Genomic DNA, 12,696 nt, shown 5'->3' with positions numbered 1-12,696 from the left:
ATATGATTTTCCTTGGATCCGTTCGCGCCTTAGATGCCCTGACCCGGCTTGACCTTGACCGTTGTCACGGCGGTCTTCGGGTCGCGGCCAACCTGCGTTGCAATGTCCTGTCGCTTGATGTCGGTGCGGTGACGCAGCGTCAGCACGATGGCGCCGATCATGGCCACCAGCAGTACCAGACCGGCAAGCTGGAAGAAGTAGACGTAGTTCGTGTAGAGCACGTCGCCGAGTGCTGCCGTATTGGCGCGCTCCAGCGGGTTCGGAATCGGCATTGTGATGGACTTCGCCGCCTGCGGGTTGAGCACGCTGCCACCCACGACAATGATGAGTTCTGCTGCCAGAATGATACCGATCAACGCACCCACCGGTGCATATTGCAGCACGCCCGAGCGCAACTCGGCGAAATCCACATCCAGCATCATGACGACGAAGAGGAACAGCACCGCCACGGCGCCGACATAAACCACAAGCAGGATCATGGCGAGGAACTCAGCGCCCGTCAGCAGGAAGAGAGCGGCTGCGTTGAAAAAGGTCAGAATAAGGAACAGCACCGAATGAACGGGGTTCTTAGAAGCGATGACCATGAACGCAGACGCCACGGCGACGAAAGCGAAAATGTAAAAGAATACAGCGTGCAGACCCATGTTGGTGCCTTTTTGTCCTCACCGGACAAACGCGACCCTGAAGCCGCATGCCCGTTTCGTTCCCGCCAGCGATAACCGACGGGCATTGACTGTTTTACCCTCTCCGAAGCACCGCCCCGAAGACATCATGCTGCCTTAACGGTAAGGCGCATCCAGAGCAAGGTTGCGAGCGATTTCACGTTCCCAACGGTCGCCATTATCGAGAAGACGCTGCTTGTCGAAATACAGCTCCTCGCGGGTTTCCGTCGCAAATTCGAAGTTCGGACCCTCGACGATGGCATCGACAGGGCATGCTTCCTGGCAGAAGCCGCAATAGATGCATTTTACCATGTCGATATCGTAACGAACCGTGCGGCGCGTCCCATCGTTGCGGCGTGGGCCAGCTTCGATGGTGATGGCCTGGGCAGGACAGATCGCTTCGCACAGCTTGCAGGCGATACAGCGCTCTTCCCCGTTGGGATAACGACGCAAAGCATGTTCACCACGGAAACGCGGGCTGACCGGTCCCTTTTCGAAGGGATAGTTCACCGTCGCCTTCTGTTTGAAGAAGTGACGCATCGTCAGGAAGAAGGCTCCAACGAATTCCTTGAGGAACAGCGAATTGACGGCTTGTGAAAGACTGGCCATCTCAACCTCCAAATCTACAAGCGAGGACTGCGGACATCTTATGCCCCCGCCGTCAGCTTGAGTACGAATGCAACAATCACGACCATGGCGAGCGACAGGGGAAGGAAGACCTTCCAGCCGAGACGCATCAACTGGTCATAGCGGTAACGTGGAACGAATGCCTTCACCAAGCCGAACATGAAGAAGACCATGCCTGCCTTGAGGATGAACCAGATGATACCTGGAACCCAGTTGAGGAACCAGACATCCACGATGGGAAGCCAGCCACCCAGGAACAGGATAGTCGTCAGGCAGCACATCAGAACGATGGCAGCATATTCCCCCAACATGAACATCATGTACGGGGTGGAGCCATACTCCACCATGTGACCAGCCACAAGTTCCGATTCCGCTTCCGGCAGATCGAACGGTGGACGATTTGTCTCGGCCAGCGCCGAGATGAAGAAGACGATGAACATTGGGAACAGCGGCAACCAATGCCAATCCAGGAACGAAGCAGGCAGGCCGAGCGATGTACCGATACCCGAACTCTGAGCGTTGACGATATCCGTCAGGTTCAGCGAACCGACGCAGAGCAGGACGGTAACGATGACGAGGCCGATGGAGACTTCGTAGGACACCATCTGCGCGGCGGAACGAAGCGCGCCGAGAAACGGGTACTTCGAGTTCGAAGCCCAGCCACCCATGATGATGCCGTAGACTTCGAGCGACGAAATCGCGAAGATGTAGAGAATGCCGACATTGATGTTGGCAATCACCCAACCATTCGCAAACGGGATGACTGCGTAGGTCGCGAGCGCCAATGTCACCGCAACCAGCGGAGCGAGCAAGAACACAGCCTTGTTGGCGCCGGATGGAATGACCGGCTCTTTCAGAATGAACTTCAAAAGGTCGGCAAACGACTGGAACAGGCCGAAAGGACCAACAACGTTCGGACCACGGCGCAGCTGAACGGCTGCCCAGATCTTACGGTCTGCGAGCAGAAGGAAGGCGATCGACACCAGCAACAAAACGAGAAGAAGCAGGGACTGGCCGACAATAATCAGCGCTGGCCAGACGTAGCTCCAGAAAAACGATTCCATAGTCCCCTACCCTTACTCTGCCGCAGCCTTGAAGTTGTTGCGGGCCAATGCGGAGCATTCGGCCATAACGGCGGACGCTCTCGCAATCGGGTTCGTCAAATAAAAATCCTTAACCGGCGAGGCAAAACCCGCCTTGTTCAGGGTACCAGCTTGGTTCGCCAGCGCTTCGATCCCTGCAAAGTCGGCCACGGCAATTTCATCAGCATCGGCAAAGTGCGGATGCGCGATGTAAAGCTGGGCACGCAGTGCAGAGAGAGAATCAAACGGCAGCTTGTGGCCGAGAACGTCGGACAGCGCACGCAGGATCGCCCAGTCTTCGCGGGCTTCACCCGGTGCAAAACCGGCGCGGTTGCCCATCTGGACGCGACCTTCGGTGTTGACCCAGATACCGGACTTTTCAGTATAGGCAGCACCTGGCAGAATGACATCGGCGGCCATTGCGCCAGCATCACCATGCGAACCGATATAAACGGTCAGCTTTGCGGTCTTTGTCGAAAGATCGATCTCATCTGCACCGAGCAGGAAGAGAACATCCGACGAGGCCACGATGGATGCAGCATTGGCAGACTTGTCTGCTGGCACGAAGCCGATATCCAGACCACCGACGCGGGCAGCAGCCGTGTGCAGAACGGAGAAACCGTTCCATTCAGCCGAAACCACACCGACGGAGACTGCGAGCTTTGCAGCCGCAGCCAGCACAGCCGCACCGTCTTCACGCGAGATCGCGCCCTGCCCGACGATGATCATCGGGTTCTTGGCTGCCTTCAGCTTTTCGGTGAAGCTATGCGAACCGGAGGCCAGGTCAGACAGAGTGTCCGTGCCGGAGCCGAGATATTCATAATCGTAACGAAGCTCGCTTGCTTCACCGATCACTGCAATCGGGAAGCCGCCGCGACGCCAGCGCTTGCGAATGCGTGCGTTGAGGACGGAAGCTTCATAGCGTGGATTGGAGCCGATGATGAGCAGCGCATCGGCATGTTCGATGCCTTCGATGGTCGCGTTGAACAGGTAGCTTGCGCGTCCGAGCGATGGATCGAGTGCTGCACCGTCCTGACGGCAATCGACATTCGTCGAACCGAGCGATGCGAGCAGCGTCTTCAGCGCGAACATTTCTTCGACGGAAGCCAGATCGCCAGCGATAGCGCCGATCTTTTCACCGGATGTGGAGGCAACAGCAGCCTTGATCGCGCCGAACGCTTCACCCCATGTGGCAGGCTGCAAGCGGCCGTCCTTGCGGACGTAAGGCTTGTCGAGGCGCTGGGTCTTCAGACCATCCCAGATGAAGCGACTTTTGTCGGAAATCCACTCTTCGTTGATCGCTTCGTTGACACGCGGCATGACGCGCATGACTTCGCGACCACGAGTATCGACGCGGATGGCGGAACCGAGCGCATCCATCACGTCGATGGTCTCGGTCTTGCCGAGTTCCCATGGACGGGCGGTAAAGGCGAAAGGCTTGGATGTCAGCGCACCGACCGGGCAGAGATCAACGACATTGCCCTGAAGCTCAGACGTCATTGCCTGCTCAAGGTAGGTTGTGATTTCAGCATCCTCACCGCGACCGATCAGGCCGAGTTCGGAAATGCCGGCGACTTCTGTGGTGAAGCGAACGCAGCGTGTGCAGTGAATGCAGCGGTTCATGACCGTCTTGACGAGCGGTCCGATGTATTTGTCTTCCACGGCGCGCTTGTTCTCAGAATAGCGCGAGCCAGGAATACCAAAGGCCATCGCCTGGTCCTGAAGGTCGCATTCGCCACCCTGATCGCAGATGGGACAATCAAGCGGATGGTTGATGAGCAGGAATTCCATCACGCCTTCGCGGGCCTTCTTGACCATCGGCGTGTTGGTGAAAACTTCCGGCAATTCGCCGTTGGGGCCGCCACGAATATCGCGAACGCCCATGGCGCAGGATGCAGCAGGCTTGGGCGGTCCGCCCTTGACCTCGATCAGACACATGCGGCAGTTGCCCGCGACCGACAAACGCTCGTGGAAACAAAAGCGCGGAACTTCGGCGCCAGCCTCCTCGCACGCCTGCAACAGCGTGAAATGATCCGGAACTTCGATCTCTTTACCGTCAACCTTGAGCTTTGTCATGGTCCTACTTACGTCCTGTTGCCTGTCCGTCGCGCATCGAAATGCGGTAGAGGACAAATCCTGATGGCATCCGGCTGAGACTCAAAAAGCGCCAGATACTTTAACGATGTAAGGGACCGGTACACCCGATCCCCGCCCCTCGCAACACCCTTTGGGTGTTACTTTGGCCGGTGTTACTCGGCAGCCTCAAGCACAGCGCCATCATCCATGGCTCTGTAGGTATATTCATCGATCCGCTTTTCGATTTCCGGACGGAAATTGCGGATCAGCGCCTGGACGGGCCATGCTGCGGCATCACCGAGCGCACAGATGGTGTGGCCTTCGATCTGCTTGGTGACTTCGAACAGCATATCGATTTCACGCTTCTGCGCGTTGCCCTTGACCATGCGTTCCAGCACGCGCCACATCCAGCCCGTACCTTCACGGCAAGGCGTGCACTGGCCGCAGCTCTCATGCTTGAAGAAGGCCGCGATGCGGGCGATGGCCTTGATGACGTCGGTCGACTTGTCCATGACGATCATGCCACCGGTGCCGAAGGAAGACTTCACTTCGCGCATGCCGTCGAAATCCATGATGGCGTCCTTCATGTCCTCACCGCGAACGATGGGGCACGATGCGCCGCCTGGAATGACGCCGAGAAGGTTATCCCAGCCGCCGCGAATGCCACCGCAATGGCGCTCGATCAGTTCCTTGAACGACAGGCCCAACGCATCTTCGAAGGTGCACGGACGCTCTACATGGCCCGAGACCATGAACAGCTTGGTGCCGACATTGTTCGGACGACCGATGGAGGAGAACCACGACGCACCGCGACGCAGAATGGTCGGCGCGACGGCGATCGATTCGACGTTGTTGACCGTGGTCGGGCAGCCGTAGAGGCCCATATTGGCGGGGAACGGAGGCTTGAGGCGCGGCTGGCCCTTTTTGCCTTCGAGGCTTTCGAGAAGCGCCGTTTCCTCGCCGCAGATGTAAGCACCTGCGCCGTGGTGAACGTAGATATCGAAATCCCAGCCGTTCTTGTTGTTCTTGCCCAGCAGACCAGCGTCATAGCACTCGTCGATGGCCGCCTGAAGCGCTTCACGTTCGCGCATATACTCACCGCGAACATAGATGTAGGCAGTGTGCGCGCTCATGGCGAAACCGGCGATCACGCAGCCTTCGATCAGCGTGTGCGGATCATGGCGCAGGATTTCGCGGTCCTTGCAGGTCCCGGGTTCTGATTCGTCGGCGTTGACGACGAGGTAATGCGGACGGCCATCGCTTTCCTTCGGCATGAAGGACCATTTGAGGCCAGTCGGGAAGCCCGCACCACCACGACCACGAAGGCCGGATGCCTTCATTTCATTGATGATCCAGTCACGGCCCTTTTCGATAATCTGCTTCGTGCCATCCCAATGGCCGCGCGCCAACACGCCCTTCAGGGATGTGTCCTTGAGGCCGTAGAGATTGGTAAAGATGCGATCCTGATCTTTTAACATGCTTGACCTCTTTACCGCGGCTTCTTGCCGAAGACCCTGATGTATTCGGCCTCGCCACCCTTGGCGAGCGCCTCGGCCTGACGTACCCAATCATCACGATCGATACGACCCTTGAAATTCAGATAACCATCCACCCACTCACGTTCCTCGGCGGACCAGCCAGCAACCTGCATGTAGGTGAAGATGCCGAGCTCGTTGAGCGTGGCTTCGATCTTCGGACCGACGCCTGAAATCAGCTTGAGATCGTCGGCCTTTGCGGGGCGCTCGATCTTGGCCGGACGGTTCTTGTCTTCCAGCGACGGCTTGGGAGAGGTTTTCGTCTCGCCAGACCCTTCTTTGGCAGCATCCTTGGCATTGCTTTCGGACGCCTTGGGATCAGTCACGGGTGTCTTCAGCTTCGCGTCGGACTCTGCTGCCGTCGTTTTCGGCTTCGCCGCTTCGGACGGTGCAGGTGCCGCTGCTGACGCCGCCGCAGCAGGCGCTTCCACTGGCTTGTCGAGATTGGAGCGATCCGGCTTTGTCTCTTCGGTCAACGTCGTCAGAGGACCGATCGGTGCCGACAGATGACGGTCGATCTGCGGGCCTGGCTTGACGGTGTCGCCCTTGCCTGCTTCGAACGTATCGATGATCTCTTCCAGACGCTCCGGCGTCAGATCCTCATAGGCATCCTTGAAGATGATGACCATCGGTGCGTTGACGCAGGCGCCCTGACATTCCACCTCTTCCCATGACAGCGTACCGCTCTCGTTGGGAGTCAATGGATCATGGTGGATCTTGTGACGGCAGACGTCCATCAGCGCTTCTGAACCGCGCAACATGCACGGCGTGGTGCCACAGACCTGAATGTGAGCCCTTGTGCCGACAGGCTTGAGCTGGAACTGCGTATAGAATGTCGCAACCTCAAGCACACGGATATACGCCATATCCAGCATGTCCGCGATCTTTTCGATACAGGCACGGGTAACCCAGCCGTCCTGCTCCTGCGCACGCATCAATAGCGGAATGACCGCTGACTGTTGGCGTCCCTCAGGGTATTTCTGGATCGTTTTTTCCGCCCATGCGATATTGTCCGCGTTAAACACGAAACCCGCGGGCTGGACCTGATCTTCAGCTAGTCGACGAACGGACATACTTCCTCACGCCTCATCAGTTTAACGACTCGCACCGCGATTTCGTCACCGTGACGAACTCGCAGGCATAGGCCGTTTTGTCTTTTTGCATGAACACAATGAATTTTCCGCCATTGGGAAGCGAGGATTTGATCTCGTATCCCTGTGACAGAAGTTGTTTGACAGATGATGAACCGCCGCTCGCCTGCGAAGACACACCGTCATCCGCCGTCTGGGCGAAAACGGGTGCGGTCGCGGCAACAAGAGCCAATATGGCCAGCGGCAAACGCATCAGCGGTCAACCTCCCCGAACACGATGTCCAGAGAGCCGAGAACAGCCGTCACGTCGGCAAGCTGATGGCCTTTGCAAAGGAAATCCATGGCCGCCAGATGCGCGAAACCCGGAGCGCGGATCTTGCAGCGGTAAGGCTTGTTCGAACCATCAGCGACCACATAGACGCCGAACTCGCCCTTCGGCGCCTCGACGGCTGCGTACACTTCGCCAGCTGGTACGTGATAACCTTCGGTATAGAGCTTGAAGTGGTGGATCAGCGCTTCCATCGAACGCTTCATCTCGCCACGCTTGGGCGGAACGACCTTGCCATCCAAAGACGACACGGCGCCGATGCGGTGCTTGCCCTGCAAGAGTTCGACACACTGCTTCATGATCTTGATCGATTCGCGCATTTCCTGCATGCGGATCAGATAGCGATCGTAACAGTCGCCATTCTTGCCGACGGGAATGTCGAATTCGAGATCGGAATAGCACTCGTAAGGCTGCGCACGGCGCAAGTCCCAGGCAGCCCCCGAACCGCGAACCATGACGCCAGTAAAGCCCCATGCAAACGCATCTTCGAGCGACACAACGCCGATATCGACGTTACGCTGCTTATAAATGCGGTTGTCGGTCAAAAGACCTTCGACATTGTCGAGGAAGGTGATGAACGGATCGCACCATTTGCCGATATCATCGACCAGCTCAGGCGGCAGGTCCTGATGGACGCCACCCGGACGGAAATAAGCAGCGTGGAGACGAGCACCAGACGCGCGCTCATAGAACACCATAAGCTTTTCACGCTCTTCGAAGCCCCAAACCGGCGGCGTCATAGCGCCAACGTCCATGGCCTGCGTCGTGACGTTCATGATGTGCGACAGGATACGGCCGATTTCCGAGAAGAGAACGCGGATCAACTGACCGCGCATCGGAATCTCAAGACCGAGGAGCTTTTCCACGGCAAGCGAGAAAGCGTGCTCCTGGTTCATCGGCGCTACGTAGTCGAGACGGTCGAAATAGGGCAGAGCCTGCAGGTATGTCTTGGTCTCGATCAGCTTTTCAGTGCCACGGTGCAACAGGCCGATATGCGGATCGACGCGCTCCACGACTTCGCCGTCGAGTTCGAGGACAAGACGCAACACGCCGTGCGCGGACGGGTGTTCCGGGCCGAAGTTGATCGTAAAATTGCGAACGTTATGTTCTGTCATGGCTTGGCCTTTTCATCGCCCGGAAGAACATAGTCTGTTCCTTCCCAAGGGGAGAGAAAGTCGAAATTACGGAATTCCTGCTTCAGTTCGACCGGCTCGTAAAGAACGCGCTTCAACACGTCATCATAGCGCACTTCCACAAAGCCCGTGACAGGGAAATCCTTGCGCAGAGGATGACCTTCAAAACCGTAGTCTGTCAGAATGCGGCGCAGATCGGAATGGCCTTCGAAAGGAATGCCATACATATCCCATGCTTCGCGCTCGAACCACTCCGCGCCGATAAACACAGACGTCGCGGATGGCACAGCTTCATCTTCGGCGGCCTGAAGCTTGATGCGGACACGCAGATTCTGACGTGGCGACAGCAGATGATAGACGACATCGAAACGCTTCTCGCGTTGCGGCCAGTCGACACCGCAGATGTCGATGATATTGACGAACCCGCACTGCACGTCATCACGCAAGAACGTCAAGAGCGCGAGAATGTTGTCCGGTGTCGTGTTCAGCGTCAGCTCGCCATAGGCAATGACAGACGATTCCAGCAGGGAACCGCGTACTTCATTCACATAGGCCGAGAGATCATTGAGAGCTTCGCTCATTTATCAGTCCTCTGCCCTTAACGCTCGATCGTACCGGTACGCCGGATTTTCTTTTGCAGCAGAAGCACGCCGTACAGCAGCGCTTCCGCCGTTGGGGGACAGCCTGGCACGTAGATATCGACAGGCACCACACGGTCGCAACCGCGTACGACGGCATAGGAATAGTGGTAATAACCGCCGCCATTGGCGCAGGAGCCCATGGAAATGACGTAGCGCGGCTCCGGCATCTGGTCATAGACCTTGCGAAGCGCAGGCGCCATCTTGTTGGTCAATGTACCCGCAACGATCATCACATCCGACTGGCGCGGTGACGCGCGCGGCGCAACGCCGAAGCGTTCCATGTCGTAACGCGGGCCGGAAGCCTGCATCAGGCCCTCAACGGCGCAACAGGCCAGACCAAACTGCATCCACATCAACGAACCGGTACGCGCCCAGGTGATCAACTCGTCCGTAGAGGTGACCAGAAAACCCTTATCGGCAAGCTCGTCGTTGATTTCAGTAAAATAGCCATCGTCACTACCGACAAGCTTTCCTGTCGATGGATCGATGATGCCCTTGGGCTTCTGCGCGACAAGCGTGGTGTCGTTCTGAACTACGCCCATTCGAGTGCCCCCTTCTTCCATTCATAGATAAAGCCGATGGTGAGAACGCCGAGGAACACCATCATGGACCAGAAGCCGAACCAACCGATTTCGCCGAAGGACACAGCCCACGGGAATAGGAACGCAACTTCCAGATCGAAGATGATGAACAGGATCGACACCAGATAGAAGCGAATGTCGAACTTCATGCGGGCATCGTCGAAAGCGTTGAAGCCGCACTCGAAAGCGGAGAGCTTTTCCGGGTCCGGATTCTTGTAGGCAACGGCAAAAGGCGCAATCAACAACGCCAGACCGATGACAAGCGCGATACCAATGAAGATTGCGATCGGAATGTAGGAACTGAGGAGTTCAGTCATTGTCTCTTCCTTGCTCGACCGAGCGTCGAGCATGCCCTGTTTGGACAGTGGAATCCATAGGGCCGAAATTATGTTGCAACGCCGCTGTGGTTATCGCAGCCACGCTCTCTCTGCAAGAGATTAAGTGTCATTTTAAGCCAATCGTGACCGGGATATGTCATTCTATCGGCCCAATATGCCAAACACGTGAAGCAGAAATATCGCTAACCACTTCAATCGATTAGAGAATATCGCAATTGCGAGAAGACGTGGACCTTTCCATAATTTGGTACGCAAAACGGCAGGAAAACGGCTAAAAAAACGCGTGAAAACATGACGAAAACAGGCAAGAAATCCGATACACAGAGGCGATGCGTGAACGCGATTCACGCGTCATGACGACAGCTAAACTATGATGGGGAGCAGATGGGCGTCACGGAGGTGAAAGTTCCTCACGCGCTCTTTACGGAGCAGACAATATGTTTGGAGAGGAAATAAAATGGCGCGAGTGACGGGGCTCGAACCCGCGACCTCCGGCGTGACAGGCCGGCACTCTAACCAACTGAGCTACACCCGCGCATTTTAAGGATCGTTGCGATCCGTAGACTTCGAGGAAGGAATGGCGCGAGTGACGGGGCTCGAACCCGCGACCTCCGGCGTGACAGGCCGGCACTCTAACCAACTGAGCTACACCCGCACATTCCCAAAAAGACTGGCCGAAACCCGCCTTACGAACTCGCCTCGGCTGTTCGTTGAGCGGCTAACTAAGGCGTTCGTGTTGGAGTGTCAAGCAAGTTTCACGACAAAAGAATAAGCTCGTGCATTTTGCATTCTCAAACATCAGGTCAGGCCGGGTTTCCCTGCGTTTTACGCTTTTTATTTTTTGGCGGGTGAATGTGAGACTTATCCACAGATGCAAATTTTTCACCCAAAACAAATCTCTGCCCGCACCCTACTCCACCGGACGACATATAGATTCGTTTTCTCCAGCAGACACTGATGGGCGCGCGGCATGCGGCCGAGGGCAACGCTCCGTCCACACAAAATTCGAAAAAAACAAAAAAACTTCACAAAAGCTCTTGCGGTTTTTTTCCGATACCAATACATCACGGCCACCGACGCGGCAGACACGATCTGCAGGACGCGACGGGCGATTAGCTCAGTTGGTAGAGCGCCTCGTTTACACCGAGGATGTCGGCGGTTCGAGTCCGTCATCGCCCACCATTTCTCAAAGATCCGACGACTTTGAATACCGAACTCGCTACACTGTGGTCCCTGCGTTCGTTTAATCCGTTTACGCATGCCACCGTTAATGCACCCCAATCCGTTGAACATAAAGGCTTTACCCGCTTCAAACCCAACGGTTTTGACGGTTTGTTGACCATACATGAGCAAATGGCGAGGGTGTTCGTTTTGGCACATAACAAATGCACGTGAGCAATCAATTATGACCCATGACATTTAGGATTTTTCAATAATTTCGCGCACATATTTGCTTACCGGCTTCATGATGAAGGCGGGTGTGTGGGATGTACCATGTTTATAAGCTCTGTTGTCACGCTGGCGCTGATTGCGCTGCCTATCTATGTCTTTTTTCGCTGGGTCCAATATGACTCGGAGAGGCAGGATAGGCCGAAGTAGAGACCCCGGGCCACCCTACCCTTCCTCGCGGATTTCAGCCGTCTGCTGGATGTCTCGACGTGGTGAAAGCGCCACCCTGGTAAATCACGGCCGGGTCTCTCGGGTCTTCCTTGCCGACTTCAGCAATAATCTCAGCGCGCCATTTCGATGAGCTGTCCCTTGGTTTCCAGCCCAGGAAGGACGTGTTGCTGTTGTCCCACCAGCTCTCGCGATTGTCGGACGCGCCATAGACGATGGCGTGCCCGAGACGCGGGGCGTCGAAACCGTGGGCGCACAGCGACACCAGATCGCCGATGCTGAGCCATGTCGCCAGCATGCGCGTGTTCAATGGCTTGGGCGTACACGAGCCAATCCGCACCGACAGGGTTTCCTGTCCGAACTTATCGAAATAATAGCTTGCAAGATTCTCCCCGAAGCATTTCGAGACGCCATAGAGCGTGTCGGGCCGGACCGGCGAATGGCTGTCGAGCTTCTGGTCTCGCGTGTGGAAGCCGATCGTGTGGTTGGAACTGGCGAAGATGATGCGCGGCTGGCCATTGTGGCGTGCAGCTTCATAGAGGTTGTAGACGCCCTCGATGTTGCCTTTCAGGATCAACTCGAACGGCCGCTCCACCGAGATGCCACCAAGGTGTATGATGCCATCGACACCAGCAACGGCCTGATCGACCTCGGCGCGATTGGAAAGATCGCATTTCACGAAGCTTTCATGCGTGGCAAGATCGGTGATTTCGACCATGTCCGACAGGACGACATTTTCGGCAAGTCCAGTCAGCAGTGGACGAATGACTTTGCCGACACCGCCTGCGGCACCGGTCAACAATAATTTTTTCAGCATGTTCCCTCCACATCGACACCCAAATCGTCACTCGGTTTGTGATCATACATAATTTGGTTCGTTATCTTATCTCTAAGCGAAGGCGGTATATGTGTTCAAGAGAGAAGATTTTGCCCCTATACCTATCGCTGACACAACTCCACTTCTGCGAGAGCGGCGCTTTCCGTT

Annotated in this window: 12 protein-coding genes and 3 tRNA genes; 1 reads left to right on the top strand and 14 read right to left on the bottom strand. The window is 56.3% G+C overall.

Going from position 1 to position 12,696, the window contains the following annotated elements; all coding sequences use genetic code 11:
- Positions 1-29: 29 nt before the first annotated feature.
- The 13 genes from RMR21_RS05935 to RMR21_RS05875 all read right to left on the bottom strand — a co-directional run bounded on the left by RMR21_RS05935 (position 30) and on the right by RMR21_RS05875 (position 10,749).
- Positions 30-644, bottom strand: a complete 615-nt coding sequence (locus RMR21_RS05935; RefSeq protein ID WP_174152724.1) for an NADH-quinone oxidoreductase subunit J — start codon at positions 642-644, stop codon at positions 30-32.
- A gap of 135 nt (positions 645-779) precedes the next feature.
- On the bottom strand, positions 780-1,271 hold the full coding sequence (nuoI, locus tag RMR21_RS05930; protein WP_042619657.1) for an NADH-quinone oxidoreductase subunit NuoI: 492 nt from the start codon (positions 1,269-1,271) through the stop codon (positions 780-782).
- A gap of 38 nt (positions 1,272-1,309) precedes the next feature.
- Entirely contained in the window at positions 1,310-2,353 is a 1,044-nt protein-coding gene (gene nuoH, locus RMR21_RS05925; protein ID WP_498669753.1) for an NADH-quinone oxidoreductase subunit NuoH, read from the bottom strand.
- Between the two features lie 12 nt (positions 2,354-2,365).
- Positions 2,366-4,447 carry an NADH-quinone oxidoreductase subunit NuoG gene (nuoG, locus tag RMR21_RS05920; RefSeq protein WP_498669752.1) on the bottom strand — a complete coding sequence of 694 codons (2,082 nt, stop codon included), beginning with the start codon at positions 4,445-4,447 and terminating at the stop codon, positions 2,366-2,368.
- Between the two features lie 173 nt (positions 4,448-4,620).
- Positions 4,621-5,925 (bottom strand): NADH-quinone oxidoreductase subunit NuoF, encoded by a 1,305-nt coding sequence (gene nuoF / locus RMR21_RS05915; RefSeq protein ID WP_067652768.1) that lies wholly within the window; start codon positions 5,923-5,925, stop codon positions 4,621-4,623.
- Positions 5,926-5,936: 11 nt separating this feature from the next.
- Positions 5,937-7,055 carry an NADH-quinone oxidoreductase subunit E gene (locus tag RMR21_RS05910; RefSeq protein ID WP_498669751.1) on the bottom strand — a complete coding sequence of 373 codons (1,119 nt, stop codon included), beginning with the start codon at positions 7,053-7,055 and terminating at the stop codon, positions 5,937-5,939.
- Positions 7,056-7,071: 16 nt separating this feature from the next.
- Positions 7,072-7,326, bottom strand: coding sequence for a hypothetical protein (locus RMR21_RS05905; protein WP_498669750.1), 255 nt, complete (start codon positions 7,324-7,326; stop codon positions 7,072-7,074).
- A complete protein-coding gene (locus tag RMR21_RS05900; RefSeq protein ID WP_077101220.1) occupies positions 7,326-8,516 on the bottom strand; it encodes an NADH-quinone oxidoreductase subunit D in 1,191 nt (396 codons plus the stop codon). Before RMR21_RS05900 ends, RMR21_RS05905 begins: the two co-directional genes overlap by 1 nt.
- Positions 8,513-9,115, bottom strand: a complete 603-nt coding sequence (locus RMR21_RS05895) for an NADH-quinone oxidoreductase subunit C (RefSeq protein WP_421361115.1) — start codon at positions 9,113-9,115, stop codon at positions 8,513-8,515. Before RMR21_RS05895 ends, RMR21_RS05900 begins: the two co-directional genes overlap by 4 nt.
- Positions 9,116-9,132: 17 nt before the next feature.
- On the bottom strand, positions 9,133-9,717 hold the full coding sequence (locus RMR21_RS05890) for a NuoB/complex I 20 kDa subunit family protein (RefSeq protein WP_498669749.1): 585 nt from the start codon (positions 9,715-9,717) through the stop codon (positions 9,133-9,135).
- Positions 9,708-10,073 (bottom strand): NADH-quinone oxidoreductase subunit A, encoded by a 366-nt coding sequence (locus RMR21_RS05885; protein ID WP_042619792.1) that lies wholly within the window; start codon positions 10,071-10,073, stop codon positions 9,708-9,710. Before RMR21_RS05885 ends, RMR21_RS05890 begins: the two co-directional genes overlap by 10 nt.
- Before the next feature lie 479 nt (positions 10,074-10,552).
- Positions 10,553-10,629 (bottom strand) — tRNA-Asp (locus RMR21_RS05880).
- 43 nt (positions 10,630-10,672) lie between these two features.
- Positions 10,673-10,749, bottom strand: a tRNA-Asp gene (locus RMR21_RS05875).
- A gap of 451 nt (positions 10,750-11,200) precedes the next feature.
- Here RMR21_RS05875 and RMR21_RS05870 point away from each other — a divergent pair.
- Positions 11,201-11,276: transfer RNA gene (locus RMR21_RS05870), tRNA-Val, on the top strand.
- A gap of 451 nt (positions 11,277-11,727) precedes the next feature.
- Here RMR21_RS05870 and RMR21_RS05865 read toward each other — a convergent pair.
- Complete coding sequence (locus RMR21_RS05865) at positions 11,728-12,528, bottom strand: NAD-dependent epimerase/dehydratase family protein (RefSeq protein WP_498669748.1); 801 nt, start codon at positions 12,526-12,528, stop codon at positions 11,728-11,730.
- Positions 12,529-12,696 lie beyond the last annotated feature (168 nt).

The sequence above is a fragment of the Agrobacterium sp. rho-8.1 genome, assembly GCF_033957725.1.
GTDB lineage: Bacteria > Pseudomonadota > Alphaproteobacteria > Rhizobiales > Rhizobiaceae > Agrobacterium.
The sequence above is the reverse complement of the archived record's forward strand: the minus strand, read 5'-3'. Positions and strand labels throughout refer to the sequence as shown.

Coding starts and splice junctions, on each gene's coding strand:
- RMR21_RS05935 (WP_174152724.1), bottom strand. CDS start 644: ATGGGTCTGCACGCTGTATTCTTTTACATTTTCGCTTTCGTCGCCGTG.
- nuoI (WP_042619657.1), bottom strand. CDS start 1,271: ATGGCCAGTCTTTCACAAGCCGTCAATTCGCTGTTCCTCAAGGAATTC.
- nuoH (WP_498669753.1), bottom strand. CDS start 2,353: ATGGAATCGTTTTTCTGGAGCTACGTCTGGCCAGCGCTGATTATTGTC.
- nuoG (WP_498669752.1), bottom strand. CDS start 4,447: ATGACAAAGCTCAAGGTTGACGGTAAAGAGATCGAAGTTCCGGATCAT.
- nuoF (WP_067652768.1), bottom strand. CDS start 5,925: ATGTTAAAAGATCAGGATCGCATCTTTACCAATCTCTACGGCCTCAAG.
- RMR21_RS05910 (WP_498669751.1), bottom strand. CDS start 7,055: ATGTCCGTTCGTCGACTAGCTGAAGATCAGGTCCAGCCCGCGGGTTTC.
- RMR21_RS05905 (WP_498669750.1), bottom strand. CDS start 7,326: ATGCGTTTGCCGCTGGCCATATTGGCTCTTGTTGCCGCGACCGCACCC.
- RMR21_RS05900 (WP_077101220.1), bottom strand. CDS start 8,516: ATGACAGAACATAACGTTCGCAATTTTACGATCAACTTCGGCCCGGAA.
- RMR21_RS05895 (WP_421361115.1), bottom strand. CDS start 9,115: ATGAGCGAAGCTCTCAATGATCTCTCGGCCTATGTGAATGAAGTACGC.
- RMR21_RS05890 (WP_498669749.1), bottom strand. CDS start 9,717: ATGGGCGTAGTTCAGAACGACACCACGCTTGTCGCGCAGAAGCCCAAG.
- RMR21_RS05885 (WP_042619792.1), bottom strand. CDS start 10,073: ATGACTGAACTCCTCAGTTCCTACATTCCGATCGCAATCTTCATTGGT.
- RMR21_RS05865 (WP_498669748.1), bottom strand. CDS start 12,528: ATGCTGAAAAAATTATTGTTGACCGGTGCCGCAGGCGGTGTCGGCAAA.